Source organism: Streptococcus atopicus (genome assembly GCF_049166725.1).
GTDB classification, from domain to species: Bacteria; Bacillota; Bacilli; order Lactobacillales; family Streptococcaceae; genus Streptococcus; species Streptococcus hominis.
The window spans coordinates 94831-121236 of record NZ_JBMHFC010000001.1 but is presented as its reverse complement, the minus strand read 5'-3'; the positions used below and the strand labels follow the sequence as shown (position 1 = coordinate 121236).

26 protein-coding genes, 1 tRNA gene, 1 other RNA gene and 2 pseudogenes are annotated in these 26406 nt (G+C 40.4%); 1 reads left to right on the top strand and 29 read right to left on the bottom strand.

Annotation, left to right across the window (positions count from 1 at the left end; all coding sequences use genetic code 11):
* Positions 1–115: 115 nt before the first annotated feature.
* The 17 genes and pseudogenes from ACOMA9_RS00545 to ssrA all read right to left on the bottom strand — a co-directional run bounded on the left by ACOMA9_RS00545 (position 116) and on the right by ssrA (position 12833).
* Positions 116–706: a class I SAM-dependent methyltransferase gene (locus tag ACOMA9_RS00545; RefSeq protein ID WP_270736278.1), complete on the bottom strand. Its 591-nt coding sequence runs from the start codon at positions 704–706 to the stop codon at positions 116–118.
* A 307-nt stretch (positions 707–1013) separates the two neighbouring features.
* Complete coding sequence (galE, locus tag ACOMA9_RS00540; protein WP_330945033.1) at positions 1014–2033, bottom strand: UDP-glucose 4-epimerase GalE; 1020 nt, start codon at positions 2031–2033, stop codon at positions 1014–1016.
* Positions 2034–2067: 34 nt separating this feature from the next.
* On the bottom strand, positions 2068–3114 hold the full coding sequence (gene rfbB / locus ACOMA9_RS00535; protein ID WP_003039992.1) for a dTDP-glucose 4,6-dehydratase: 1047 nt from the start codon (positions 3112–3114) through the stop codon (positions 2068–2070).
* Positions 3115–3144: 30 nt separating this feature from the next.
* Positions 3145–3738: a dTDP-4-dehydrorhamnose 3,5-epimerase family protein gene (locus ACOMA9_RS00530; protein WP_330945032.1), complete on the bottom strand. Its 594-nt coding sequence runs from the start codon at positions 3736–3738 to the stop codon at positions 3145–3147.
* A 3-nt stretch (positions 3739–3741) separates the two neighbouring features.
* Positions 3742–4611: a glucose-1-phosphate thymidylyltransferase RfbA gene (rfbA, locus tag ACOMA9_RS00525; RefSeq protein ID WP_270206767.1), complete on the bottom strand. Its 870-nt coding sequence runs from the start codon at positions 4609–4611 to the stop codon at positions 3742–3744.
* 201 nt (positions 4612–4812) lie between these two features.
* A pseudogene (locus ACOMA9_RS00520) lies at positions 4813–5639 on the bottom strand (ZIP family metal transporter).
* An 18-nt stretch (positions 5640–5657) separates the two neighbouring features.
* Positions 5658–6134: pseudogene (locus tag ACOMA9_RS00515) on the bottom strand (NUDIX domain-containing protein).
* Entirely contained in the window at positions 6135–7232 is a 1098-nt protein-coding gene (locus tag ACOMA9_RS00510; protein WP_330945031.1) for an NAD(P)/FAD-dependent oxidoreductase, read from the bottom strand.
* Positions 7233–7244: 12 nt separating this feature from the next.
* On the bottom strand, positions 7245–8042 hold the full coding sequence (locus ACOMA9_RS00505; RefSeq protein ID WP_330945030.1) for a Nif3-like dinuclear metal center hexameric protein: 798 nt from the start codon (positions 8040–8042) through the stop codon (positions 7245–7247).
* Positions 8029–8718: a tRNA (adenine(22)-N(1))-methyltransferase gene (locus tag ACOMA9_RS00500; RefSeq protein WP_022526678.1), complete on the bottom strand. Its 690-nt coding sequence runs from the start codon at positions 8716–8718 to the stop codon at positions 8029–8031. Before ACOMA9_RS00500 ends, ACOMA9_RS00505 begins: the two co-directional genes overlap by 14 nt.
* 93 nt (positions 8719–8811) lie before the next feature.
* Positions 8812–9486 carry a DnaD domain-containing protein gene (locus tag ACOMA9_RS00495; RefSeq protein ID WP_330945029.1) on the bottom strand — a complete coding sequence of 225 codons (675 nt, stop codon included), beginning with the start codon at positions 9484–9486 and terminating at the stop codon, positions 8812–8814.
* An 8-nt stretch (positions 9487–9494) separates the two neighbouring features.
* Positions 9495–10439, bottom strand: a complete 945-nt coding sequence (gene metA / locus ACOMA9_RS00490) for a homoserine O-acetyltransferase MetA (RefSeq protein WP_421424323.1) — start codon at positions 10437–10439, stop codon at positions 9495–9497.
* A gap of 99 nt (positions 10440–10538) precedes the next feature.
* Entirely contained in the window at positions 10539–11051 is a 513-nt protein-coding gene (locus ACOMA9_RS00485; RefSeq protein WP_003025236.1) for an adenine phosphoribosyltransferase, read from the bottom strand.
* Between the two features lie 117 nt (positions 11052–11168).
* Positions 11169–11864 carry an LrgB family protein gene (locus ACOMA9_RS00480; RefSeq protein ID WP_270206775.1) on the bottom strand — a complete coding sequence of 232 codons (696 nt, stop codon included), beginning with the start codon at positions 11862–11864 and terminating at the stop codon, positions 11169–11171.
* A complete protein-coding gene (locus tag ACOMA9_RS00475) occupies positions 11857–12237 on the bottom strand; it encodes a CidA/LrgA family protein (RefSeq protein ID WP_204982808.1) in 381 nt (126 codons plus the stop codon). The genes ACOMA9_RS00480 and ACOMA9_RS00475 overlap by 8 nt, the downstream gene beginning before the upstream one ends.
* Before the next feature lie 150 nt (positions 12238–12387).
* Positions 12388–12475: transfer RNA gene (locus ACOMA9_RS00470), tRNA-Ser, on the bottom strand.
* An 8-nt stretch (positions 12476–12483) separates the two neighbouring features.
* Positions 12484–12833: a transfer-messenger RNA gene (gene ssrA / locus ACOMA9_RS00465) on the bottom strand.
* A 135-nt stretch (positions 12834–12968) separates the two neighbouring features.
* On the opposite strand from ssrA, the gene ACOMA9_RS00460 reads away from it, so the two are divergent.
* Positions 12969–13970: a YdcF family protein gene (locus ACOMA9_RS00460; protein WP_330945050.1), complete on the top strand. Its 1002-nt coding sequence runs from the start codon at positions 12969–12971 to the stop codon at positions 13968–13970.
* A gap of 537 nt (positions 13971–14507) precedes the next feature.
* Here the strand turns inward: ACOMA9_RS00460 and ACOMA9_RS00455 are convergent.
* The 12 genes from ACOMA9_RS00455 to atpF all read right to left on the bottom strand — a co-directional run bounded on the left by ACOMA9_RS00455 (position 14508) and on the right by atpF (position 26392).
* Entirely contained in the window at positions 14508–16277 is a 1770-nt protein-coding gene (locus ACOMA9_RS00455; RefSeq protein WP_330945027.1) for an ABC transporter ATP-binding protein, read from the bottom strand.
* Positions 16278–16286: 9 nt separating this feature from the next.
* Positions 16287–18023 (bottom strand): ABC transporter ATP-binding protein, encoded by a 1737-nt coding sequence (locus tag ACOMA9_RS00450; protein WP_330945026.1) that lies wholly within the window; start codon positions 18021–18023, stop codon positions 16287–16289.
* 289 nt (positions 18024–18312) lie between these two features.
* Positions 18313–19158 (bottom strand): DNA/RNA non-specific endonuclease, encoded by an 846-nt coding sequence (locus ACOMA9_RS00445; protein ID WP_330945025.1) that lies wholly within the window; start codon positions 19156–19158, stop codon positions 18313–18315.
* 98 nt (positions 19159–19256) lie between these two features.
* Complete coding sequence (locus ACOMA9_RS00440; RefSeq protein WP_003030460.1) at positions 19257–19433, bottom strand: DNA-directed RNA polymerase subunit beta; 177 nt, start codon at positions 19431–19433, stop codon at positions 19257–19259.
* Positions 19426–20706, bottom strand: coding sequence for a UDP-N-acetylglucosamine 1-carboxyvinyltransferase (gene murA, locus ACOMA9_RS00435; protein WP_330945024.1), 1281 nt, complete (start codon positions 20704–20706; stop codon positions 19426–19428). Before murA ends, ACOMA9_RS00440 begins: the two co-directional genes overlap by 8 nt.
* 38 nt (positions 20707–20744) lie before the next feature.
* On the bottom strand, positions 20745–20975 hold the full coding sequence (locus tag ACOMA9_RS00430; protein WP_018543445.1) for a DUF1146 family protein: 231 nt from the start codon (positions 20973–20975) through the stop codon (positions 20745–20747).
* Positions 20976–21075: 100 nt separating this feature from the next.
* Positions 21076–21495 (bottom strand): F0F1 ATP synthase subunit epsilon, encoded by a 420-nt coding sequence (locus ACOMA9_RS00425; RefSeq protein WP_003028068.1) that lies wholly within the window; start codon positions 21493–21495, stop codon positions 21076–21078.
* A gap of 10 nt (positions 21496–21505) precedes the next feature.
* Positions 21506–22912 (bottom strand): F0F1 ATP synthase subunit beta, encoded by a 1407-nt coding sequence (gene atpD, locus ACOMA9_RS00420; RefSeq protein WP_003030503.1) that lies wholly within the window; start codon positions 22910–22912, stop codon positions 21506–21508.
* A 34-nt stretch (positions 22913–22946) separates the two neighbouring features.
* Positions 22947–23825 (bottom strand): F0F1 ATP synthase subunit gamma, encoded by an 879-nt coding sequence (locus ACOMA9_RS00415; protein WP_106083249.1) that lies wholly within the window; start codon positions 23823–23825, stop codon positions 22947–22949.
* Positions 23826–23840: 15 nt separating this feature from the next.
* Positions 23841–25346, bottom strand: a complete 1506-nt coding sequence (gene atpA / locus ACOMA9_RS00410) for a F0F1 ATP synthase subunit alpha (RefSeq protein WP_195672922.1) — start codon at positions 25344–25346, stop codon at positions 23841–23843.
* A gap of 15 nt (positions 25347–25361) precedes the next feature.
* Positions 25362–25898 carry a F0F1 ATP synthase subunit delta gene (locus ACOMA9_RS00405; protein WP_049513640.1) on the bottom strand — a complete coding sequence of 179 codons (537 nt, stop codon included), beginning with the start codon at positions 25896–25898 and terminating at the stop codon, positions 25362–25364.
* Complete coding sequence (gene atpF, locus ACOMA9_RS00400; RefSeq protein ID WP_022526687.1) at positions 25898–26392, bottom strand: F0F1 ATP synthase subunit B; 495 nt, start codon at positions 26390–26392, stop codon at positions 25898–25900. The genes ACOMA9_RS00405 and atpF overlap by 1 nt, the downstream gene beginning before the upstream one ends.
* Positions 26393–26406: the final 14 nt, after the last annotated feature.

The window sequence follows — 26406 nt, the reverse complement described above, 5'->3', positions numbered from 1 at the left end:
ATCTCATTCTCCTTCAAAATTATATAACCCCATTATACTATATCCACGCGCCGTTTTCTACTATTTCCATAAAAAAATCAAGAAATTCACTATAAATACAAACCAAAATCACTCGTCATGCAAACGAGTGATTTTGTGCTAATGTCAAGAAAAGCTCTGCATAATTTCCTAAAAAGAGTTCCTCTGCACTATAAATTATCTGAGATTTGACAGGCAGAAAACCATTCTGAGATAAGTTTTCTTCCAATTCATCAAGATGAAAGCCATGATAATTTACGTCTGTTTTAACAAAATCTGCAATAAAAAGTTGTCCGTCTTCTACAAGATGATTTCTAAACATCGCTAGAGTCTTCTCAATATTTGGCATATGATGAAGAACACGACTAACCACGATGATGTCAAATAATTGGTTTAATGGTTTTGTCAACAAATCCTGCTGTAACAAATAAACATTCTCAATAGCTTGTTTTTCCACTTTTAGGCGAGCTTGCTCAAGCATTTTTTCAGAAATATCAACAAGCATGACTGACTTGGATTGAGTTGCCAATGGCAGGCTCACCAATCCTGTACCACCGCCAAAATCTAAAATGCACTTGTCAGAGAAATCTACAATTTGTTTCTCCACTTCTTGGCGAATAAGATTGGCAATAAATATATTTTTTGGAGAATCGAATGATCCTGCTTTATGATTAAAATGATGTTCCATATTTTTAGTTTAACACAAAGAACATTATTCCACTAGAAAAATGCTTAACTGGTTTTCTAATTTTTTAGTAAATTTACTTTCAAGTCATCATGCAAAAACTTCAGAACAGCGAGTTCTGGTCAACTTCCACAAGGTTGATTAGATACTTCTCACAAGCTTGAATAGAAAATACCTCGCAAGCATTATTCGCAACTTCAACGCAATGTTTTGAGTAATCAACTACTGTGCATCAAGCTTATTTCTATTTAAAAAGCGAAGCTGAGAAACTACTATCCCAGCCTCGTCTACTATTTGATATATTTTTTATTTAGTCATCAAATCCATTTGGGTGTTTGCTTTGCCAATGCCAAGCGTCTTGGCACATGCGTGTAATATCAAATTGTGCTTCCCAGCCTAATTCCTCTTTTGCTTTTGTAGAGTCGGCATAGCAAGTTGCAATGTCACCAGGGCGGCGGTCAACAATCTTGTAAGGAATTGGTTTTCCGACTGCTCTTTCCATATTTTGGATAATTTCTAAAACAGAGTATCCTTTACCGGTACCAAGGTTATAGATATTTAGACCAGCAGTTCCTTCAATTTTTTGCAGAGCAGCCACATGTCCTTTTGCCAAATCCACTACGTGAATATAGTCACGAACGCCGGTACCATCAACTGTTGGATAGTCATTACCAAATACTTGCACTTCTTTTAATTTTCCAACAGCAACCTGCGTCACATATGGCAAGAGATTATTTGGAATGCCATTTGGATTTTCACCCAAATCACCACTTTCATGAGCACCAATTGGATTAAAATACCGAAGCAAGACAACATTCCAGTTTGCATCAGCTTTGTAAATATCCGTCAGCATTTCTTCAATCATCAGTTTTGTACGTCCGTAAGGATTGGTGACTGACAGAGGAAAATCTTCTAAAATTGGAACGGTATGAGGATCGCCATAGACAGTTGCAGAAGAGCTGAAAATGATATTTTTACAATTAACTTCTTCCATAACACGTAGCAATGTCAACGTTCCTGTAATGTTATTTTCGTAATAAGTCAGCGGAATTTGTGTTGATTCACCGACTGCTTTCAACGCCGCAAAATGAATCACACCCGTTGGTTGTTCTGATTTAAAGATTTCAAGTAAGGCTTTCTTATCACGAATGTCCACTTGATAAAATGGAATTTTTTGACCAACAATTCGTTCTACAACTTCTACACTTTTTTTACTGCTGTTCACTAGATTATCAACAATAACAACTTCGTGTCCAGCATTAACTAACTCAATAACGGTGTGAGTTCCGATAAATCCCGCTCCACCTGTTACTAAAATTTTATGTTTCATGATTCTCCTTTAAAGACAAAGATTCAATACTAGTTTATTTCAACACTTTTTGAGTCTTAGCATAGTTAGCTTCGACAGCTTCTTTTTCAGCTTTCCACCAATCTTGGTGGTCTGTATACCATTTTATAGTTTCTTTCAATCCAGCCTCAAAGTTGGTAAATTCTGGCTTCCAGCCCAGTTCATTACGCAACTTGCTAGCATCAATAGCATAGCGCAAATCATGTCCAGCACGGTCTGTTACATGGTCGTAAGCGTCAGCTGGTTGTCCCATTTCTTTAAGAATGAGCTCTAGCACTTCTTTGTTATTCTTCTCACCATCTGCACCAATTAGGTAGGTTTCCCCAATCTTCCCTTTTGTGAGAATGGTCCAAACCCCTGATGAATGGTCATTGGTATGAATCCAGTCACGAACATTCTTTCCTTCCCCATAAAGTTTTGGACGAATGCCTGAAAGGATATTGGTAATCTGACGCGGAATAAATTTTTCGATGTGTTGATATGGTCCGTAGTTGTTTGAACAGTTAGAAATGGTTGCCTTAACACCGAAAGAGCGCACCCAAGCCTTGACAATCAAATCAGAAGCTGCCTTAGTTGAAGAATAAGGTGAGCTTGGATTGTATTTGGTTTCTGGGGTGAATTTTTCACCTGGTCCTTCACCATGCCCCGGAAGATCTTCACGAAGAGGAAGGTCACCATAAACTTCGTCAGTAGATACATGGTGGAAACGAAGATCGTATTTACGAGCCGCTTCAAGAAGCGTATAAGTTCCGACAAAGTTCGTATCAATAAACGGACGTGGGTCATTAAGTGAGTTGTCATTATGGCTTTCTGCCGCATAGTGAACAATAGCATCCGCATTCTTAGCCACTTGGTCAACAATCGCTGCGTCTGCAATGTCTCCAACAACCAACTCCACGCGGTCGCCTAGAATTTCTTCAATATTGGCACGGTTACCAGCATAAGTCAGTTTATCCAGAACGGTAATATGCACATCTGGAAAGTTATTGTACACATAATGGACAAAGTTAGAGCCGATAAAACCAGCACCACCTGTCACTACAATATTTTTATATTCAGTCATGAAAAGATTTTCTCCTATTTTCTGAGGGTATTATAACATATCTTTGGTCAAAGGTTTAACATCCTTAAGCATTGGATGATTCTTATCTGCTTCTGAGACTTCTGCTGCTTCTAGGTTTTCCCACTGGATGCCTAAAGCTGGGTCTGCATAGTTGACAAAGGCATACTTAGGTTTCAATTCCAATGCCCAGTAGTCATTGACCAAATAGCTATAAGAAACCGTATCTGACAATACTTGAAAGCCATTTGCTACACCGCGAGGAACGAAAATCCCTTTGCTGGCATCAATGACCGTTTGGTAGGTATTTCCGAATGTTTCCCCTTCACGCAAATCAACCCAAGAACCGAGAACTTTTCCGCCATCTGCGACAGAAATGTACTTATCCCAAGGTTCTGCATGAAGACCACGGAGCACATTTTTGCGGGAAAAGCTGACATTGTTTTGAAGCTTACCTTCTGCAAAAAAGCTTTCTGGAAAACCAAGGGGTACCATTTTTTCTTTTTGAAAGTTTTCCTTGAACCAGCCACGATTGTCCCCATGAACTGGAATATCAAATTCCAGCATGCCAGGAATGGCTTCAATCTTACGGGCTGCTAATTTTTTTTCAAAAAATTGTTCAGACATGTTTTATTCTTCTCCAATCAAGCGCAATAAGTAATGACCGTATTCGTTCTTTTTAAGTGATTGTGCCAAATTATGTACTTGTTCTTTGGTAATATAACCCATACGGTAAGCAATTTCCTCTAAGTTTGCTACTTGAACATTTTGCATACGTTGGACGGTTTCAATGTATTGAGCAGCTTCTAACAAGCTCTCATGTGTACCGGTGTCCAACCAAGCAAAACCACGTCCCATAAGCTCAACAGACAAATCGCCGCGGTCTAAGTAAGCCTTATTGACATCAGTGATTTCCAGCTCTCCACGTGGACTAGGCTTGATATTTTTAGCAATTTCTACTACGTCATTGTCATAGAAATAAAGGCCTGTAACTGCATAGTTAGAACGTGGCTGTTCTGGTTTTTCTTCGATAGAGATGGCATTCATATTTTCATCAAATTCAACCACACCGAAACGCTCTGGATCTTTCACTTGATAACCAAAAACAGTAGCTCCATTTTCCTTTGAAGCAGCTTTTTGCAGCATTTTACTAAGACCTGGGCCATGATAAATATTATCACCTAAAATCAAAGCCACATGGTCATCTCCGATAAAATCAGCACCGATGATAAAGGCTTGCGCCAAGCCATCTGGACTTGGTTGCTCAGCGTAAGAAAGTTTGATACCAAACTCCGAGCCATCACCCAACAAATCTTCAAAGCGAGGAAGATCTGTTGGTGTTGAGATAATCAAGATGTCCTTGATACCAGCCAGCATGAGGGTTGATAGCGGATAATAAATCATGGGTTTATCATAAACCGGCATGAGTTGTTTAGACGCGGCTCTAGTTAAAGGATATAAACGTGTACCCGAGCCGCCTGCAAGAATAATACCTTTCATAATGAGTTTCCTCTCTTAATGTATTCTCTTTATTTTACCATTTTTGAAAGCGGATGTCATCCCTCAAGAAAGAGAGTGCTTTCATTTAAAGTCTCTCATACTTAATGAAAATCCAAAACGAAACAAAAAATCAGTCAAAGTAGAACTGCTGTTATCTAAATAGGCTGATAAAATATACGATTGGTCTCAAAAAAGTATCTGCTATCCTAAAGCCACATCCAATACCATCATCAACACAAAGCCCACCATGAGACCTAAAGTCGCAACATCTGTATTGCCATTAGTTTGAGAGTCTGGTATCAGCTCCTCCACGACGACGAAAATCATGGCTCCCGCCGCAAAAGACAGGGCATAGGGTAGAATAGCCGTCATTGCCATAACCGCATAAGCACCAAGGATAGCTCCGATAGGCTCAACAATAGCCGACATTGAACCCCAGTAAAAAGCTTTAAGACGCGATTCCCCGTCTGTCCGTATAGGAATGGACAAGGCTGCCCCTTCCGGCACATTTTGGAGACCGATTCCCAGAGCCAGACCTACAGCTCCGATAAAAACTTCCGGACTGGAATTGCTGGATAAGGCACCAAAAGCCACTCCTACTGCCAAGCCTTCTGGAAAATTGTGTATGGTAATAGCCAGAAAAAGCAGGGCCGTTTTGGACAGTTTATTCCGGCTGTGCTCCGGCAGACTTCTGCCTCAGATACATCCTTCTTGCTAAGGTGTAAATGGGGTACTACCGCATCAATAAAGCGCAAGAAGAAACCACCCAACAGAAAACCAAGGGCGGCTGGCATCCAAGACCAGACTCCATAGTTACCTTTTGCATACTCAATTGAAGGCTGCAAGAGCGACCAAAATGAAGCTGCAATCATGACACCAGCTGCAAATCCCATCATAATATCCAGCAGCTTACGACTGACTGTTTTAAAGAAAAAGACAACCGCAGAGCCTACAATGGTACAGCCCCATGTAAAGAGCCCCGCCAAAAAAGCCTGTAGCACCACAGGCTGCTCCTGCAACCAGTTCATAACAACTTCATCTCCTCATTATCTTTCATCATACAATATCGTCTTGGTTTCTTTGATGCAATGGTTCTCTTCATTCCAATAGTGAATCCGCTCAAAGGAGCCTTTTCGCCAGTACAAAGGAAGCCTATCTCTGATGTCATCCTGCATGGGTAGTGAATCCAACTCATCAATTGACCACCATTTGGGCTGACCTTACCGTGATTCCGTTAGTAGTTCCCCGTCAAATTCCTCGCAGAGAAAATCATAATAGACATAGCGCTCTGCTTTTGTTTGATTGGTAAAACCCGAAATGCCTTTAAGCTGTAAATTCAAAGCTATCAGTCCTGTTTCCTCTTTCAACTCACGAGCTGCTGCTTCAAAAAAAGATTCTGGAAACTCAACTTTTCCACCTGGCTGAATCCAACCTTTAAAATCATCATGCTGTCGATTGAGCAAGAGAACTTGATTCCCTTTTTTCACACAAACATTGACCCAATTTAAAATATTCTCTGTCATCTATTTCTCTTTCTTAATATATCTTTCAATGGGATAATCCGCTGGATTTAAACTACCACTTTTTCCCTGAACCATCTGAGCTAAATGATATCCGATGAGAGGACCTGTCGTCAAGCCAGAAGAACCTAAGCCACCGGCTGCAAGTACCTGCGGAAGATTTGGCACCTGACCAAAGAAAGGAGAAAAGTCACTAGTATAGGCTCGAATTCCGACCCGTTCGCTCACCACTTTTGCCTGAGACAAGCTAGGAAAATAGTAAAGTGCTTCCTGCTCCATTTCATCCAGCATAGCCTGATTTACTTTGAGGTCATAGCCCATTTCATTTTCGTGAGTAGCTCCCATACTGATTTTGCCATTTTGAAAAGGAATAATATCTAGCTCTCCTTCTGGCATGACAACTGGATAATCATCTGTCACCAGAGCAGTCTGATAATCTCGCAGTTGACCTTTTTGTGGACGAACATCCACCTGATAACCTAATGGTTTCAGAAGCTCAGGCAACCAAGCTCCTGTTGCCAATATAACTTGGTCAAAACAACAACTATCAACCCAGAAAGCCCCATCTCGAATGTCCAAACTTACTTTCTTTTGAATTACTTCTGCACCTCTAGCCGCAAGCAAAGCCTGAGTCAATAATGAGCCTTCCACGCGTGCTCCTCCAGAAGCATAGAGTAGCCGGTCAAACCCTTGAAGCCTCGGAAAATACTCTGCCGCTTCCGCTCGTAAAAGCAGCCGCAAGTCGCCAATGAGCGGTGACTCTTTTCGCCGTTGGTTTGCCAAGTCATAGAGTATTTCCAAACTTTCCTCCTTTTTCTTCAGCAAAAAGACGCCGGTCTGTTGGTAAAACTCCGTTGCAAAACCGTCCTTCTGTAAATCAACTATCAAATCCAGATAAAAATCTGCTCCCAGTCGCGCCATGCGATACCATGCTTTATTGCGCCGCTTAGAAAACCACGGACTAATAATACCAGCCGCTGCCTTGGTTGCCTGACCTTGACCATAGTCAAAAACTGTCACCTGATAAGCAGGATTTTTCGATAGATAATAGGCAGCAGTTGATCCGACAATCCCTGCTCCAATAATCGCTACTTTTTTCATACAATTTCCTACTTAGATATGTTTAAAAGGATTTGTAGAAACCTGACTGGCTAAAAATTCAACTTCCCAACTCTCTTCTACTTTCCAATCTTGAAACTTTTCAACCAATTTTTCTACAAAGAGCACTTCTATATGGTGACCCGGATCCAAAGCTAGAAGCCCCTCGCTCAGCATATCTTGTGCTGTATGGTAGTAAATATCACCTGTAATATAAAGCTGAGCGCCCTGTGCTAAAGCCTCCTTGTAAAAGGACTGACCACTGCCACCACAGATCGCCACTTTCTCAATCATTCGATCCAGATCCACATCCGAATAAGTCACCAAACGCAAACTATCCAGACCAAAAGTTTCCTTAACCTTGCCTGCAAAGTCTCCAAAAGTCTGAGGCGCAATCTTGCCAATACGACCAATGCCGTGTCCAAGAGCCGTTTCGCTAAGATAATCCGTGTCAGTGATTTCTAGTAGATCACAAAACCAGTCATTAAGACCGTCATCCACAATATCAATATTGGTATGGCTAACATAAACTGCAATATCGTGTTTAATCAGATCGATGTAAATCTGATTCTGAGATCGGTCTGCCACTAAATCTTTAATAGGACGAAAGATTGGTGCGTGCTTGACCAAAATCAAATCTACATCTTTTTCAATCGCCTCTGCAACCGTCTGTTCGCGGATATCCAAAGTCACCAGCACTCGTTTGACTTCTTTATTCAAAGTTCCAATTTGCAGTCCGCAGACATCTCCCGTCATGGACAGCTCCTTAGGACAGTATGCTTCATAATGGTTAATAAAATCACTTGCCAGCATGCAGTACCTCCTTGATTTGCTTGATTTTTTTGGACATAGCAGAGCGTTCCGTTAGATTTTTCTCTGGGATTTTAGCCAGAGCTTTTTCCAGTTTGTCTACTTCCCGCTGCCATCTATCTTGAAAAACAGCTGATTGCTCCCTCATTAGATAAGATCCGAAGCGTTCTTGTTCAGCATTCAACACTTGATGCCCCTGTTCAGCTATCATTATCTCGTAAAATTTCCCATTTTCTTCCACAATAGCTTCTTCTATAATTTGAAAATTATGACTACACAACCACCTGCGAAGTTCATCTTCCCGATTGTTAGGCTGAAGAATCAGGCGCTTAACAGATGCCAATTTTGCACTGCCATTGTCTAAAATATCTGCTATCAATCCTCCTCCCATTCCTGCAATAACGATAACATCAATCTGATCTTCTGCATCAAAAGCTGCCAAACCATTTGCCAAACGAACAGAAATTTTATCGGACATCTGGTTATCGGCTACATTCGTCACCGCAGACTGATAAGGTCCCTCAACAACTTCACCAGCAATGGCTGAGGAAATTCTCCCCTGCTGAATTAGATAAATCGGTAAATAAGCGTGGTCACTTCCTACATCCAAGATTTTGGCATCCTGTGGTACAAAACCAGCCACTTTTCTCAAACGTTTTGAGATATTCTTTACTTGCATGATAACTCATTTCTAAAATAATCGTTTCACTTAGTATATCATTTTTAAGGAACTAAAAAAAGAGTCTATTCCAAGAGAATAAACTCCGATTTCTTAATCTCGCCACAAATCCATAGCCTTCAAAAAATCATCCGAGACAGTGATATTTTGTGGATTTGTCGCCTCACGTTCTTCTCGCTTCGCTTCTACCTGTGCTACTGTTGTAATGCCTTCACGACGCCAATTCCGTAAAATAGCTTGGATGTATCTCCAGTTTGCCTTTCCATTAAAAACAGCTTCACGAAGAGCAGCAGTAACAAGTTCAGGATTGATCTTGTCATCTTGAATCGTTTTTGTTAAATCTTCAATTTCAAACGGTGTCAAGAGGCGACCTAATTCTTGCTGGAAAGTCTCGACCAAGTCTTTTAAAACATTTTGAGAAACAGTTTGCGCAACGCTTGAGCGACTTTCTACAATTTCATCTAATCGTTCAAGCGCTGGCAGCGCATCAAAAACTGCTTCAATTTCACCATTGAGTGCAATTGTTTTATACTGCAACAATCCTTTTTCTGTCAAATTTGACATAGAGCGATTGACCTCTGCAACGGATTTCCCGATACTTTCTGCAATCTGAACAGGAGAAATCTCTTCTAGCGACGTTGTATTTTGCAAATAAAAAAATTGCCAGACCAAAAAGTCATCACTATTATCAAATATTTCATGAAAATGGAAAAAAAGCTCAGTTGGCAATACTAAATTGCCCGTCTTATACGCTGATAAATAAGTCATAACACCTCTTATAAATGAGCAAACAAGGAAGCGTCATTTGCTGCATTTGCCCAGTCAAATGGCGTTTCCTGATAAACAGCATAATTAATCCAATTGTTGAAAAACAGCACCGCAGCCAGATTCCATCGTAAACAGGGGACTGAAGTAACATCATCATTTTTGAAATAATTTTCTGGAATATGCGGATTCAGCCCTGCGTCTACATCACGCGAATATTCTTTTGCCAAGGTCTCGCGGTCATATTCCAAATGACCAAAGCTATACACTTCGCGAAGATCACGACTTGCCGCAACGGAGGTACCGACTTCTTCTCCACAAGCTAAAATTTCCAAATTACTCTTATTTAAAATATCCTCTTTGCGAACTTCTGTATAACGCGAATGAGGAGCTGCATATTCATCATCAAAGCCGCGGAACAGCAAATTTGGTTTTTCTGGTGTGGATTGACTATAAATACCGGACAACTTGCGCTTCATCTGGTGTTTGGCAATGCCATAACGAGCATAAAGAGCTGCTTGCGCTCCCCAACAAATATGCAACGTTGAGTAAACATGCGATTTGGACCAGTCAATAACTTGTCGCAATTCTTCCCAATAATCTACTGCTTCAAAAGGCAAATGCTCGACTGGCGCTCCAGTGACAATCAAACCGTCAAAATAACGACCTTTGATCTCGTCAAAAGTCTTATAAAACGCCTCCATATAGTTCGCATGCATCGTTTTGAAGGTATGAGAAGTCATGTAAAGAAATTCAATCCGAAGTTGCAATGGCGTATTTGCTAAATGACGCAACAACTGTGTTTCCGTCACTGTTTTTTGCGGCATTAAATTCAAAATCAAGATATTCAGAGGACGAATATCTTGGTGTTCTGCACGCTCATCATCCATGACAAAGATATTCTCAGATCTTAAAATGTCAACAGCTGGTAATTTCTTATCAATTTTAATAGGCATGAAAATATCTCCTTTTGCTTTCTGCTTTTATTATACTGAAAGGAGATATAGTTTTCAATTATACTTTTTCTACAACAAGATATAGCTTTTAGTTATACCTTAATAATGCATGAGAACTTTGTAATCGTAGTTACCAATAGCTTCGCGTCCCTTCAATTCATCCAATTCAATAAGGAAAGCGCAACCTGCAACGATACCACCTAAACGTTCAACCATTTCAATTGTTGCTTTAACCGTTCCTCCCGTTGCAAGAAGGTCATCAACAATCAGTACACGCTGTCCAGGCTTGATAGAGTCTGCGTGCATTGTTAAGGTATCTACACCATACTCTTTTTCATAACTAGCTGAGATAACCTCACGAGGCAATTTCCCAGGCTTACGTACTGGAGCAAAACCAACCCCAAGCTCATAAGCTACCGGACATCCAACAATAAATCCACGCGCTTCTGGACCGACAATCATATCAATTTTCTTGTCCGTAGCATATTGGACAATTTCACGAATAGCATAGCTATAGGCATTTCCATCTGCCATCAATGGGCTAATGTCACGAAATAAAATCCCTTCTTGCGGGTAATTTTCAATGGTTGCAATATAATCTTTTAAATCCATAACTGTCTTTCTATCAAAAAGTTTTTACTCTCTATTATATCATGTTTTTTAGGAAATGGGGCAGAAAACATACTTGCTTTCAAAAAATAGTCACAGCACAGTCATTCTCGTCTTTTGCTATTTTAAAATAATACTTGCAACAATTGGACTGACAATCACATACATAATCCCTGTCACCCCAATAGCTAGACCAGCCATAGCTCCTGCAACTTGTCCGTATTTAAAAGCTGTCCCTGTCCCAACAGCATGTCCCGTTCCTCCAAGAGCTAAGCCTACTGCAACAGGATCTTTGATTTTTAAGATTTTTAAAACAGTCGGACCGATCACACTTGTCAAGATTCCCGTTGCAACTACAACTACCAACGTCACTGTCGTCAGCCCTTGCATTTTATCTGTAATTCCAACCGCCATAGCTGTTGTTACTGATTTGGGAAAGAGTGAAATTGCTAAGAAAAAATCCATTCCAAAAGCCTTGGCGACCAGGGCCGTAAAACTAGTATTCACTACTACCGCTATAAAAGTACCAATCAAAATGCTTCTGGCATGGTGTTTCATGAGATGAAATGTTTTATACAAAGGAATTCCCAGTGCAACCGTTGACGGCACAATGAGATTATTCAAATACGTTCCACCTATGTAGTAATGTTTATAAGAAATTCCTGTCAATTTTAAAAATACAATGACAAATATGGTGGATAGAAGCAAAGGTGTTGTCAAAGGATGCGGAAATCTGCGAAAAATCAACATTCCTACCAGATAAGCAAAGATCGATAAAGCCAAACCAAATAAAGGATTGCCCCACAAATTAGACATTTCTTGTTTCTCCTTCTCCGTAATCTCCTTCAAAGCGATTTTTGATAAAATGAACAACCACGGCGATGACAACCACATTGATCACAATCGCTCCAACAATAATCAAAACAATCGGCAGCAAATAAGGCGCAATGACATGAAATTTATCCATAATTCCGACTGCTGGCGGCAAAAATAAAATGGTCATATTGGCTAATAAAAAATTTCCCACCATACTCACATGCCGCAATCTGAGAATTTTAAATTGCAAAGCCAAAAAAAGAAGAATAAGCCCAATAATACTCCCCGGAATAGGCAAATGAAAAAGATAGGAAATCCCTTCTCCTATCAAAGAAATTGAAAAAATAATCATCAATTGTACGTATAATTTCACGAGAATCCTCCAAACTTTCTAGTAACAGTCTACTACTTTTCAGAAAAATTTCAATATTTTTCAAAAAATAAATGAGTGAATCCGTTCTCTTCACTCATTTTATCTTCTAGTAAGAAAAAAAACGTCACTAACGAGCGTTTTGTAACAAAACGGAAGACATGGGATTCGAACCCACGCACGCTTTCACACGCCTACTGCGTTTCCAACACAGCCTCTTAAGCCTCTTGAGTAATCTTCCATATTTAACAATGGAGCCGGTGGGAATCGAACCCACGTCCAAACACCTGCCAACACATTTGTCTACAACCATAGGTTATGTATTGGATTTAACTTCGCTTTGACACATAACTCAAGCCAAAGCCAAGCGAGTCTATCAGTCTCTTATCAAGCCCCTAGACAGGGCTTAATCGTATCTCGCTATTATTAAGACCAGTCATCGAACACGAGCGATCCGAATCTGGTCACGCTGGCTGTTTTTTAGGCAGCTAAAGCGTAAGAATTATTATTTTTTGCAGTTATATTTAACTGGCGCTTTACATCCGCTCGATGAGTCGCAAAATGTGCCTCATAATGCCTGTCGAATCCGTAACGACCCCAAGACATAAAAATATTATACCATATTTTTTAATAATATTTCAATTTTTAAGTCCATTGTTTTTTAAATTTACTTTTTTACAGGAACTTTTATGCTATACTAAAAAGGAAATTGGTTGAAAGGATTTCTATCATTTATGCTGCTTCATTTGATTTTGTTTATCCCTGCTTTTCTTTTTGTCATCTTATTTTGTTTCGAACCCAGACGACTTTTCAATGCTTATCTGCTTAGTGTCGTTCTAATTTTATTTGCCGCTATCGTTTCTGGTTTGTTTGTGATGCATATGGAACAACTTGTCAATAGAAATCTGGCAATGCTTTCTTTGCTCATCTTAGCACTTTTCATTCCTTTGAGTGTTATAATTTCAACCATTTATCTCATTTTTAATGGCAGACAGATGATGACCTTTGAAGGCAGGCGTTTAGCAAACCTTCTCTCCCTCTTTTATGGACTCGCTATTGCTCTTTCCCTAGCGCTTACTTTTTTCTTTCCTCATTTTATCTTTCTTCATAAAATCCTATCTCTTACAAATGGACTTCTAATTTATGGTAGCTATCTTTATGTGACCTATATCCTTTACGGTTTTGTTTATAATGTATTGCCCGTCATAAAACATCCAGACTACATCATCATCTTAGGGTCTGGTTTGATAGGAGACAAGGTTTCACCTCTTCTCGCTCAACGGCTCGAAAAGGGGAAGACGATGTATGAAAAATTTCATAACCATCCCAAAATTGTCGTTTCTGGAGGACAAGGTGTCGATGAACCAATAACCGAAGCAGAAGCAATGGCGCAATATTTAAGGCAAGTAGGTATTCCACAAGAAGATATTATAATTGAACGGCAGTCAACCAACACCTTAGAAAATTTGCAGTTTAGCAAAACTATTTTAGACGAAAAAAGTAAGGAAAATTACTATTGCTTGGTCGTCACCAACTCTTTCCACTCTTTGCGAGCGGGTATTTACATGCGAAAGCTTGGTTTGAAAGGACGTAGTATAGGTTCCCGAACAGCACTTTATTTTCTCCCGTCGGCTTGGATACGTGAAACAATCGGACTGATTGTACTCTATTGGAAATGGCACGCTATTTTTCTTGGATTGTATTTCATTGTTTGGCTTACTAACCTCTTTCGATAAGGCGTAATTTCACTTAACGGAATGAACGATTCGGAGCAAACGATTGAAGCTGTCGACTGGGGCGACAAAGTAAACTAAAACTGATTCTTACTGTCGACCGGGACGATAAAGCAAAACCAAACTGATTTGTGCTGTCGACCAGGGCGACGGAGGAAACTAAAACTCATTCGCCTCGTCCGCTCGGCTGACACTATAAACCCAAACTCATTCACTTCGTCCGCCCAGCTGACACAATAAACCAAAACTAGTTCACTTCGTCCGCCGGGCTGACAGTATAAATCAAAGCTAATCCACCCCATCCGCTCGGCTGACAATATAAATCAAAACTAGTTCACTTCGTCCGCGGGGCGGACGGAAGAAATATGATGCAATTTTGAAGATTTAGCAAAAAATAGTTGTGGAACAGAGCAATTGCATTTTAGCTTTGTGCCGCTAAGGATAGAAAAACACGAACTCGTCCAGATTAGCTAGCAACTAGTCAAGACAGAGTTCGTGTTTTTATTGTTTCGTTGGAGTTTTGTTTTGCTCCTTTATTCGTTAGGCTTCTTTCTTTGCAAATTGACTTGTATATAAGTCGTAATAGAAACCTTTATCAGCTAGAAGCGATTCGTGAGTTCCTTGCTCAATGATTTGTCCATCTTTGAGAACCAAAATCTTATCTGCCTCTTGAATCGTCGATAAGCGGTGAGCAATGACAAAGCTTGTTCGTCCTTGCATGAGGTTCTTCATCGCTTTTTGAATCAAGAGCTCTAGGCGCGTATCAACGGACGAAGTCGCTTCATCCAAAATCAAGATTTTTGGATCGGCTAATAGTGCTCGCGCGATGGTCAGCAATTGTTTTTGTCCTAGCGAAATATTGCTGGATTCCTGATTCATTTCCATATTATAGCCACCTGGAAGCGTCCGAATGAAATGATCGACATTAGCTGCTTTGGCGGCTTCCACAATCTCTTCATCTGTCGCATTCAGATTTCCAAAGCGCAAGTTTTCTTTGACTGTTCCTTCATAAAGCCAAGCGTCTTGCAAGACCATACCAAATTGTTTGCGGTATTCTTGTCGTGATAAGTTGCGAATATCGTGACCATCAACAGAAATCGAACCAGATGTTACATCATAAAAACGCATGAGCAAATTGATAAGGGTGGTCTTTCCGGCACCTGTTGGACCGACAATCGCCACCATTTCGCCCGGCTTAACCTCTAAGTTGAAGTCTCGAATGAGCGGTTTGTTTTCCACGTATTGAAAGTCAACATGCTTGAAGCTGACCTGACCTGTCAAATTATGTTCCAGCCGCTCTTTCGCATCAGTTACTTCGTCTGGTTCATCTAAGACTTGGAAAATACGATCCAGCGAAGACTTAGCACTCTGCAATTGCCCAGCCAATTGCGTTAAGTTTTGGATTGGCTGGTTTACTTGCCACACATATTGTACGAATGCTTGCATGTTCCCAATCGTTAATTGTCCAGAAATGACTTGCAGACCACCAACAACTGCTACAAGCAGATAAGTCAAATCTGAAATTGCGTTCAAAATTGGCATCATCAAGCCAGAAATAAAACTAGCTTTGAATCCGACTTCTTGGAGGTTTTGCGTGATTTCTCGAAAATCGTCTGAAGATGTTTCTTCACGGCCATAGAGTTTCAGCACATTAAAACCAGTTAGATTTTCTTGAACAAATCCATTCATGACACCTAGCGTATCTGCTTGCTTTTTAAAATACGGCTGTGATTTTTTCAAAATAAAGTTCGCCCCAAAATAGGTCAACGGAATGCTAGCAATCACTATCAAAGCCAGTTGAAAATTAAGATACAAGACCATTCCGATAACTAAGGTAATGGTCAAAACCGCATTTACAACTTGTAAGAATGATTGTTGAAGCGCATTTGAAACAGTCTCTACATCACTGGTAAAGCGCCCTAGCAAATCTCCAAATTGATGCTTATCAAAGTAAGAAACTGGAATTTGATTAATTTTAGAACTCAACTCATTGCGCATGTCACGTACTGTATTTTGCACTGCATTGGTCATAAAATAATTAGAATAGTAAGACCCAATTTCATAGAACAAACCACGCAAAAGGTAAAGTGCCATTACCCAAAAGACATATGTTGTATTTATACTGGCGCCTTCGACTCCTTTTGCTATGTCCAGCACATTTCGTGTCAATTCTGTAATAGCAAGACCAAGTACAAAAGGCTCTAGCACGCTCATCACAATACTCACCACCTTCAAAAAGATAGCAAGGATTACTGAGAGTTTATAAACTTTTAAGTAACTCCACAAGCGCATAAAACTATGTTGTTTCATCTTTCCCTCCTATTCTTCTGTTAGTGATTGACTATTAAGCTGAGAATTAGCAATTTCGCGATAGATGTCGTTTTGTTGCAACAATTCTTCATGTGTTCCGCGCCCGACGATTTCTCCCTTATCCAGAACAATAATCTGATCTGCATCCATTATGGTTCCCACGCGTTGTGCTACAATCAATACAGTGGCATTTTGCGTAACTTCTTTGAGCCGACTTCGAAGAATGGCATCGGTCTTATAGTCCAACGCAGAAAATGAATCATCAAAGATATAAATATCTGGTTCTTTCACGACAGCACGTGCGATAGAAAGGCGTTGCTTTTGCCCACCTGAGAGATTGCTTCCACCTTCTGCCAAATGCGTCTCAAAGCGTTCTTCCTTGCTTTCAATGAAGTCCCTTGCTTGTGCTACATCTGCCGCTTGCACCAATTCCTCACGACTAGCATTTTCTTTCCCATAGCGGAGGTTTTCTGCGATTGTTCCGGTAAAGAGCAGAGCTTTTTGTGGAATGAAACCTATCTTCTGCCGCAGTGCTTTTAGATTATAAGAACGCACATCCACTCCGTCCACTAAAATCTTTCCTAAAGTCACATCATAAAAGCGCGGAATCAATTGCACCAATGAGGACTTCCCTGAGCCGGTCGAGCCGATAAAAGCAATCGTTTCACCAGGTTTTGCTTTGAAGGAAATATTATGCAAGACTGGACTCTCTGTTTCACCAGGATATGCAAAGGTAACATTGTCAAACTCTAAATAACCATGACTGTCTGTCTCAGTCACACCATCTTCGTTTGGATTGATTGAAATGGGCATTTCCATTACTTCTTTCAACCGTTCACTCGAAACAGCTGTACGAGGATACATAGTAAACAAGCTAGACAGCAACAGAAATGACAGCAATGCATGAAAACTGTATTCGATAAAAGCAACTAAATCGCCAATTTGCAAATCTCCTGTACCTAGTGGTTTTAAAGCAAAGCAGACAATGGCAATAATCATCGCGATGATAATTTGAACAAAAAGAGGTTCTGTCAAACCAGTTAACTTGAACAGACGATTCGAATTATTCGCATAAATGTCATTTTGTGAAGCAAAACGCTCTTCTTGAAATTCTTCTCGAGCAAAAGCACGAATAACGCGCAGCCCCATTAAATTCTCACGTGCGTATTGATTGATTTTATCTAACGTTTTTTGTTGTTTTTCTGATAAAGGACGAGTCTTGACTGCTATATACCAAACGACAATGCCGAGGAAAGGAACAGAAATTGCGACAATCCAAGCCAAAGAAGGACTAGTGAAAAAAATCATCATCACGCTAGACATCATCATCATTGGTGTAATGACACCCATTTTTAGGGATTGCTCTGCGAACTGCATGAGAACAAAGGCATCACTGGTAATCCGTGTCACCAAAGACGAAACGCCAATTTGCTCATATTCATGATGCGAATACTCTTGCAATTTGTCGTAGATGTCATTACGCATATCACGCACCATACTCGTTGTCAACTTACCAGCAGCATAGGCAAGGACAATCCGTCCAAAGACTCCTAGCAAAATGACAATGAGCATCACAATCGCCCAATAATATAAACGATTGCTATCTCCTCGATTAATCCCTTCATCAATCATTCGTGCCAAAACAGTCGGCAAACCGAGATTTACCACAACAAAGAAGACAGCACCAAAGAAATCCAACATCAACCATTTGGGATATTTTTTCAAATAAGACCAAATATACTTCATGTTTCTCCTTTCTCCTCATAAAACAAATCCACAATAAAAAAGCACCAACGTACTTTTTAGACAAAATGGGAGTGGGACAGAACTTATCTTGAAAAATTTAAGTTCGTGGTCCCACCCCCGCGAGGGTGATTAGGTGCTCTTTCGAGCTTGAAAAGCGAATAAAGAGTCCAATCACCTACTGCGTCATTCGCTTATCACTAAATTAGATAGAGGCTGAGATACTTTTTGTCCGACCTCATGTAACAATAGTATAACAAAAGGATGATATAAATGCAACACTAGCAATAATCTAGTTGGTAACGGTCACTTCTCCTGTTTGATAATTTAGCCGAAGTCCTGTCTGTACGTTGGGAACAAAGACATTCATTTCCAAGCTACTATCGCTTGATTTAGCTTCAATATGCGAACCAACTGGCACTAAATCCTGTTCATTGGCATAAATCAAAGTCACTCGATACCGAACTCGTTTATTTTTGTCTAGTGCCTTGCGAACCTTTGTTTCATAGAAATTTTGACCCGTAGAATGACTAGTATTTGCTTGATTAGCCCAAGCTGTTTGCACAGCTATATTTTTCGGGTTACTGGTCGAAGCATCAAACCCTTTCAAGTTACCAATCAAAGCATAACCCAACAAATGTCCTCGGTCAACTGCATGGTTGTATTCACCTGATAAATGCTTGACTTGATGCCAACCAGCAGGTGTCCAAGTCGTGGAGCCATTTCCTGTTTCTTCACGACTTCTATATTGGCGAGTTGTTTTGGATAAAAGAGCATTTGCAACCGTCGGAACTGTCTGACCTTGGACGAGTTTAGTCTTATTATCCGCATAAGGAACGCTTGCAACTTTAGCATCCAATGTTGTTTTATTTTCATTGATTGTGAAGGCTCCTGCCCCATTCCATTCAATCTTTCCTTTGAGTTGCCGTTTAACGGACTCTGTCAAAACACTCTGTGCTAATTCTTGACTGGGTGCTGCATGATTCGTCCGAATACTTCGATTAATAGCAGTGCTGTCAGAAGGCTTCGTACTACCATGATGATTGCTAAAAGAATAACCTCCCAGCGCAAGAACCAGTGCTATAACCAAACCAGCTACACTTTGTGCTACTTTCTGATTGGATTTCTTTCTCGCCATTTCTCCCCCTTTTAAATAAATAGGAAGCGGGACTCAAAGCCAATTTCTACGAAATCACTACCTCTGTCTCACTCCCTTTTTCCTATCAATATTATTGTCTATTGTCCTGTGAATTTGCTGATGATTTCCTGCCACTTATCTGGCGATAAAATAGCCCATGGATTTTTTCCACCGTAGCCAACAACTAAGCCAAGTGAAAACAAAATCAAACCAAGCAACAAGACTGCTAGAACAATTCCAACTTGTTTTCCAACGTATTTCAAATCATTATTCATCGTCTTCTTCCTTCACTCGCTTAATAGAAGCACCTAAGTTAGACAACTTTTTATGGAACTGGTAATAGCCTCTGTCCAAGTGAGTTAGTTGTCCTACTTTTGTTTCACCTTCTGCAACCAAGCCTGTTAAAATCAACGCGGCACTCGCACGCAAGTCTGTTGACATCACCTCTGCCCCTTGCAAGGCTTGACCACCGACGATACGAGCTGTGTCCCGCATAATTTCTGAATGTAAACCCATCCGACGCATTTCTTCCAGATGTTGGAAACGATTCTCAAAAACAGTTTCAATCATGGTAGACTCACCCTTGGCAACCGTCATCAAAGCTGTAAATTGTGCCTGCATATCTGTTGGGAAACCTGGATGCGGAAGAGTCTTCACATTGACCGCTTTTAGCTTGGATAAATCTGAACGAATCCGAATCCCTTCGTCTTCTTCGGTAACAGACACACCCATTTCCATCAATTTCGCGATAAGCGGACGATTATGCTCCCAGATAGCATCTCGCACAAGAACATTGCCACCTGTCATAGCAGCTGCTACCATAAAAGTTCCGGCTTCGATACGGTCTTGGACCACGCTGTGACTTGTCCCAGATAATTCCTTAACCCCAGTAATAGTTAATGTTTCCGTACCTGCACCACGGACTTTAGCACCCATTTTGTTTAACAAAACAGCTAAATCCACAATTTCAGGCTCCCGAGCTGCATTTTCAATAACAGTCACACCGTCTGCTAACGTTGCTGCCATCATGATATTTTGTGTCGCCCCTACACTTGGAAAGTCCATATAGATATGAGCTCCATGCAATTGGTCAGCTTTTGCTTCGATAAATCCAGCCGTCTGCTTAATTTCTGCTCCCATTGCCTCTAAACCTTTCAAATGAAGGTCAATAGGACGGCTTCCAATCGTACAGCCACCCGGCATGGAAACTTTTGCGTGACCATTACGCGCCAAAATAGGTCCTAATACAACAATTGAAGCACGCATTTTACTCACATATTTATAAGGCGCTTCTTCACTCAACGGCTGTGTAGCATCCACCGTAATCCGGTTTTCTTCTTGCTCAAAAGTCACTTTTGTATTCAATCCACGAACCACATTGTTCATCGTAAACACATCTGATAGAACCGGAACATTGGTTAGAGTTGTTTTCCCTGTCGTCGCTAGAATAGTTGCTGCAAGCAAAGGCAAAACAGCATTTTTGGCACCTTCAATTTTAACCGAACCAACTAATGGATTCGAACTGCCTTGTATAATAATTTTATCCATATTTTCTCCAAAACACTTCTTTTATTACTTTTCTCATCTTATAAATTGCTATTAAACACATCACGTCCTAATGTATAGAGACTGAGGAAGAAAGAGCTGAGCAAAAAGCCTAATGCAATACTAAGCAATAAAATCAAAAAACGAATTCTAAAAGCATTGTCAGCATTCACTTTCAATAGTTTTTCCCAATTCACAACAGTAGAAAGTAAGTGAAATGAAAGAAAAATAAAGATCATATGGCTACTAAGCGTAAAAATTAACTGAATCATATCCCCATTATACCAAAAAAATAGACGAGAGCAAACTATCGGACACGAATCATGTACCGATAACAAAAAAGCCATTATAAAAAAGGCCAAATGGCCTTTTTTATAATCTTGTTCCAACGTTAATTCGGTTAATGGCACGTTGAAGAGCGATTCTGGCACGACGTTCTTGGTCAATCAAATGCTTTTCATGTGCTTCTTCAATAGCACGTTCAGCACGTAATTTTGCTCTTTCAGCACGACTGATGTCAATATCGCGAGCACGTTCGGCAGAGTCTGCAACAATGGTGATTACATTATCAGCTACTTCGACAATTCCACCATTCACAGCAATCCAATTGACATGATCTTCATCATCAATCCGCTTCACTTTGACCTCATCGACAGCCAAAACAGCAATCATATTTTCATGATGCGGTAAAATCCCCATTTCTCCATCAAGAGTTTTAACGGAAACAAACGTTGCATGGTGGTCAAAAACTAGACCATCAGGTGTCACGATTTGTACTGTCATTTGAGCCATAGGTCACCTCTTAAAATCCCATTTTTTCAGCTTTAGCAACGACATCTTCGATAGAACCAACACCACGGAAGGCATCTTCAGGAAGATGATCATATTTTCCTTCAAGGATTTCCTTAAAGCCACGAACTGTATCAGCAACTGGTACATAAGAACCTGGTTGCCCAGTAAATTGTTCAGCAACATTAAAGTTTTGTGACAAGAAGAATTGAATCCGACGTGCACGCGCAACCAAAGTCTTTTCTTCGTCTGACAATTCATCCATACCAAGGATTGCAATAATATCTTGCAATTCATGGTAACGTTGAAGGACGCGTTTCACTTCTGCTGCTACAGCATAGTGCTCTTCTCCGACAATTTCAGGAGCAAGGGCACGGGAGCTAGAAGCAAGTGGGTCAACTGCTGGGTAAATCCCTAATTGCACCAATTTCCGCTCCAAGTTGGTTGTAGAATCCAAGTGAGCAAACGCTGTAGCTGGCGCAGGGTCAGTGTAGTCGTCGGCTGGCACATAGATAGCTTGGATAGAGGTTACAGAACCTTTCTTGGTTGACGTAATCCGTTCTTGCAATTGTCCCATTTCTGTCGCAAGTGTTGGTTGGTAACCAACGGCTGAAGGCATGCGTCCAAGAAGGGCAGATACTTCAGAACCTGCTTGCGTGAAACGGAAAATATTGTCAATGAATAACAACACATCTTGACCTTCGACATCACGGAAATATTCGGCAATGGTCAAACCAGTCAAAGCCACACGCATACGTGCTCCAGGTGGTTCATTCATTTGACCGAAGACCATGGCTGTTTTTTCAATAACGCCAGATTCTTTCATTTCCCAGTAAAGGTCGTTCCCTTCACGTGTTCGTTCTCCAACACCAGTAAAGACAGAAATTCCACCGTGTTCTTGGGCAATGTTGTGAATCAATTCTTGAATCAAGACTGTCTTTCCAACTCCGGCACCACCGAAAAGCCCGACTTTCCCACCTTTTAGATAAGGTGCAAGGAGGTCAATTACCTTGATTCCTGTTTCTAAGATTTCTGATGAAGTAGACAACTCATCAAAAGTTGGAGCTTTTTTGTGGATTGGTTGACGTTCTGCATCTTCACCAAAAGGAGCTTCCAAGTCAATGGTATCTCCTAAAACGTTAAAGACGCGACCGAGTGTTTCTTTCCCAACGGGGACAGAAATTGGACGACCAGTATCTAGGACTTCCATGCCACGAGTCAACCCGTCAGTTGATTCCATAGCAATGGTCCGAACCACTCCGTCACCAAGCTCAAGAGCTACTTCAAGGACGATTTTCGATTTATTTTCGTCATTTTTATAGACTACAAGTGCATTATTTATCTCAGGTAATTTATCACCAGCTGCAAACGCAACGTCAACGACTGGTCCGATAACCTGAGCAATTTTGCCTGAGCTCATTCTTTTCTCCTCTTTATATTTATTTTCTGTGACACTATTCTAGTGCACTTGCACCCGCCACAATTTCAGTAATTTCTTGCGTGATAGCTGCTTGTCTAGCACGATTATACTGAATGGTCAAATCATTGATAACTTTTTTCGCGTTATCTGTTGCTGTCTGCATCGCGGTCATTCCAGCCGCATTTTCCGCCGTTTTCGCATCAATAATCGCCCCGTAGATCATACTTTCAGCAAACTGAGGCAACAATTGATCCAAAATGACATCGCGACTAGATTCCAATTCCAAATTCAAAACGTAGTCTTCATCTGCTTCATTTGGATCCAAATCCACGATTGGAAGCATTTGTTCAACACGCATTTGGCTGGTCAAACTATTGACGTGATGATTATAACAAACATATAATTCATCAAATAATTCGTTTTGATACATTTCAACCGTTTTGTTAATGATTTTACGAACTTCATCAAAGCTTGGTTGATCAGCTAAACCACGTAGTTCATAAATTGGTTGAATACCACGCGCACGAAAGAAGTCCGAGCCCATACCACCGATTGAAATGATGACGAAATCATCTTTATCATGGTATTCTGCAAAAAGTTCCATCATGGATTTGAGAATGATCGCATTATAACCACCCACTAAGCCGCGATCCGATGTAATAACGATATAGGCTGTTTTTTTCACCGGACGACTAATCAACATAGGGTGGTATTTGGAATTTTGCACTTCATGCCCATGAAGCAAATCTGTCAATAACTTTCTGACTTTAGAAGCATAGATTTGGAAATTCTTGGCCGCTTCTTCTGACTTTCCTAGCTTAGCAGCAGATACCATTTGCATAGCATTTGTGATTTGACTGGTGTTTTTTGTGGATGCAATTTTATTTTTTATATCATTTAATGAAACTGCCATCTGACACCTCTATTCTTACTTGAAGCTAGACTGATTGATAAATTCAGTAATTGCAGCATCTAAGACTGCTTCCTCTGGAAGGTCTTTTGTTGTACGAATGATTTCATAGAGGTCTTCATGATGAGCATCAAAGTAATCAAACAGTTCTGCTTGAAAACGAAGAATATCATCAACCGGTACACTATCCAAGAAACCATGTGTCAAGGCGTACAAAATAACGACTTGTTTTTCAACTGGTAATGGTTCATGAACAGGTTGTTTCAAGACTTCTACCGTCCGACGGCCACGATTCAATTTCGCTTGCGTTGCCGCATCCAAATCACTACCAAACTTGGTAAATGCTTCCAGTTCACGATAAGAAGCAAGGTCAATACGCAAGGTTCCGGCAACCTTCTTCATCGCTTTTATCTGTGCAGAACCACCTACACGTGATACAGATGAACCGGCATCAATAGCAGGTCGAACACCTGCATTAAAGAGACTGTCGCTTAAAAAGATTTGACCGTCTGTAATTGAAATTACATTGGTTGCGATATAAGCGGAGATGTCTCCTGCTTGCGTTTCGATAAACGGCAGCGCTGTAATAGAACCACCACCTAATTCATCCGAAACTTTGGCAGAACGTTCCAAAAGACGGCTATGAAGATAGAATACGTCTCCTGGGAAAGCTTCACGACCTGGTGGACGACGAAGCAAGAGTGACAGTTCACGATAAGCAACCGCTTGTTTTGATAAATCATCATAGACAATCAAAACGTGTTTGCCACTATACATAAATTCCTCTGCCATTGCTACACCTGCATAAGGTGCTAAAAACAGCAATGGTGAGGGTTGCGAAGCTGACGCTGTGACAACGATTGTGTAATCCAACGCTCCATACTGACGAAGCGTTTCTACTTGCGTACGAACCGTGGATTCTTTCTGACCAATGGCAACATAGATACAAATCATATCTTGTCCCTTTTGATTCAAAATTGCATCAATCGCAATACTTGTTTTACCAGTTTGACGGTCTCCGATAATCAATTCCCGTTGCCCACGACCAATTGGCACCAAAGCATCGATCGCTTTCAAACCTGTTTGAAGCGGTTCTGATACAGATTTCCGTTGCATAACTCCCGGAGCAGGTGTTTCAACTGGCCGCGTTTTATCTGTCTTAATCTCGCCAAGTCCATCAACCGGACGACCAAGCGGATCAACAACCCGACCAATCAAAGCATCTCCGACAGGCACTTCCATGATTTTACCAGTTCGACGAATGGTATCCCCTTCGCGAATATCTGTGAAATCACCTAAAATGATAATCCCTACATCTGTTGATTCTAAGTTTTGTGCCATACCGTATGAGCCATTTTCAAAAATCAACAGCTCACCACTCATTGCATTGTCAAGACCATGAGCACGGGCGATTCCATCACCAATATATGTGACGACCCCTGTTTCTGTGACGTCAAAATTTGGCTGGAAATTTTCAATTTGTTGCTTAATTAAAGCGCTGATTTCTTGTGCGTTAATCGCCAAAATTCACACCACTTTCTATTTCAAATTTTCTTTTACTGTTTGTAATTGACGTTTAATACTTGCATCAATTGTCTTATTATTAGCTGTGATGATAAAGCCACCAATGAGGCTTGCATCCAGTTCTTCTTTTAAAGAACGAACCTGCAATCCAAATTTTCGTTCAATAATCGGAATAATTTTAGATTTTTGCTCCTCCGATAAACCTTGAACTGATTTGATTGTCACTTCAAATTCATTACTAATCTTTTCAAGCTGGTGAAGACTTTCTACTAAAATATCATAAAAAAGATCTTCACGATGATTATGAATAATAACTTCAATGAAATTGTCAATCAAGGATGAATCAGATCCTTGAAAATAGCGAAGGCTTCTTTCTTTTTCTGTATCATCAACACCAATATGTGACAAAAAAGCAGCTAAATGGGTATTGTCAAAAATGTCTTTGATTTGTTGAAGTTTTTCAAAAACATCTTTTTGCTGACCTTTTTCAATCACGAGTTGGACAAAAGGTGTGGTATATTTTTCAATTACCGCATATCTTTTTTTGTCCATTAAGCATCTCCTAGCTTGTCAATATAGCGGTCAATGAGCTCTTTGTGAGCTTCTTGATCCAATTTTTGACCTAAAATTTTGCTAGCAAGATTTACAGTCAAATCGGCTACATCACCTTTGATACTGTTCATGGCTTCTGCTTTGGTTTGAGCGATTTCTTGATTAGCCTTTTCTTTTAAACGTCCAGCTTCATCAGCTGCATCTGCCAAGATTCCTGCTTTGTTTTTCTCAGCAGTTTCTTTGGCATTTTCAATAATTGTTGTCGCTTCTTGACGACTACCCGCTAATTCTGTTTCTCTCTTTTGAGCTAAATCTTCTGCTTTTTGACGAGCAGACTCTGCGCCATCAATATCATCTGAAATCTTTTTGGCACGTTGTTCAAAAGTCCTTGTAATATTATCCCAGGCAAATTTCTTAATTAAAACGATTAACAGAAGAAATGAGCCCGCAACAAGGATAAAATCCCCAATAAGACTACCTAAAGTAATATTCATCTCTTTTCTCCCTT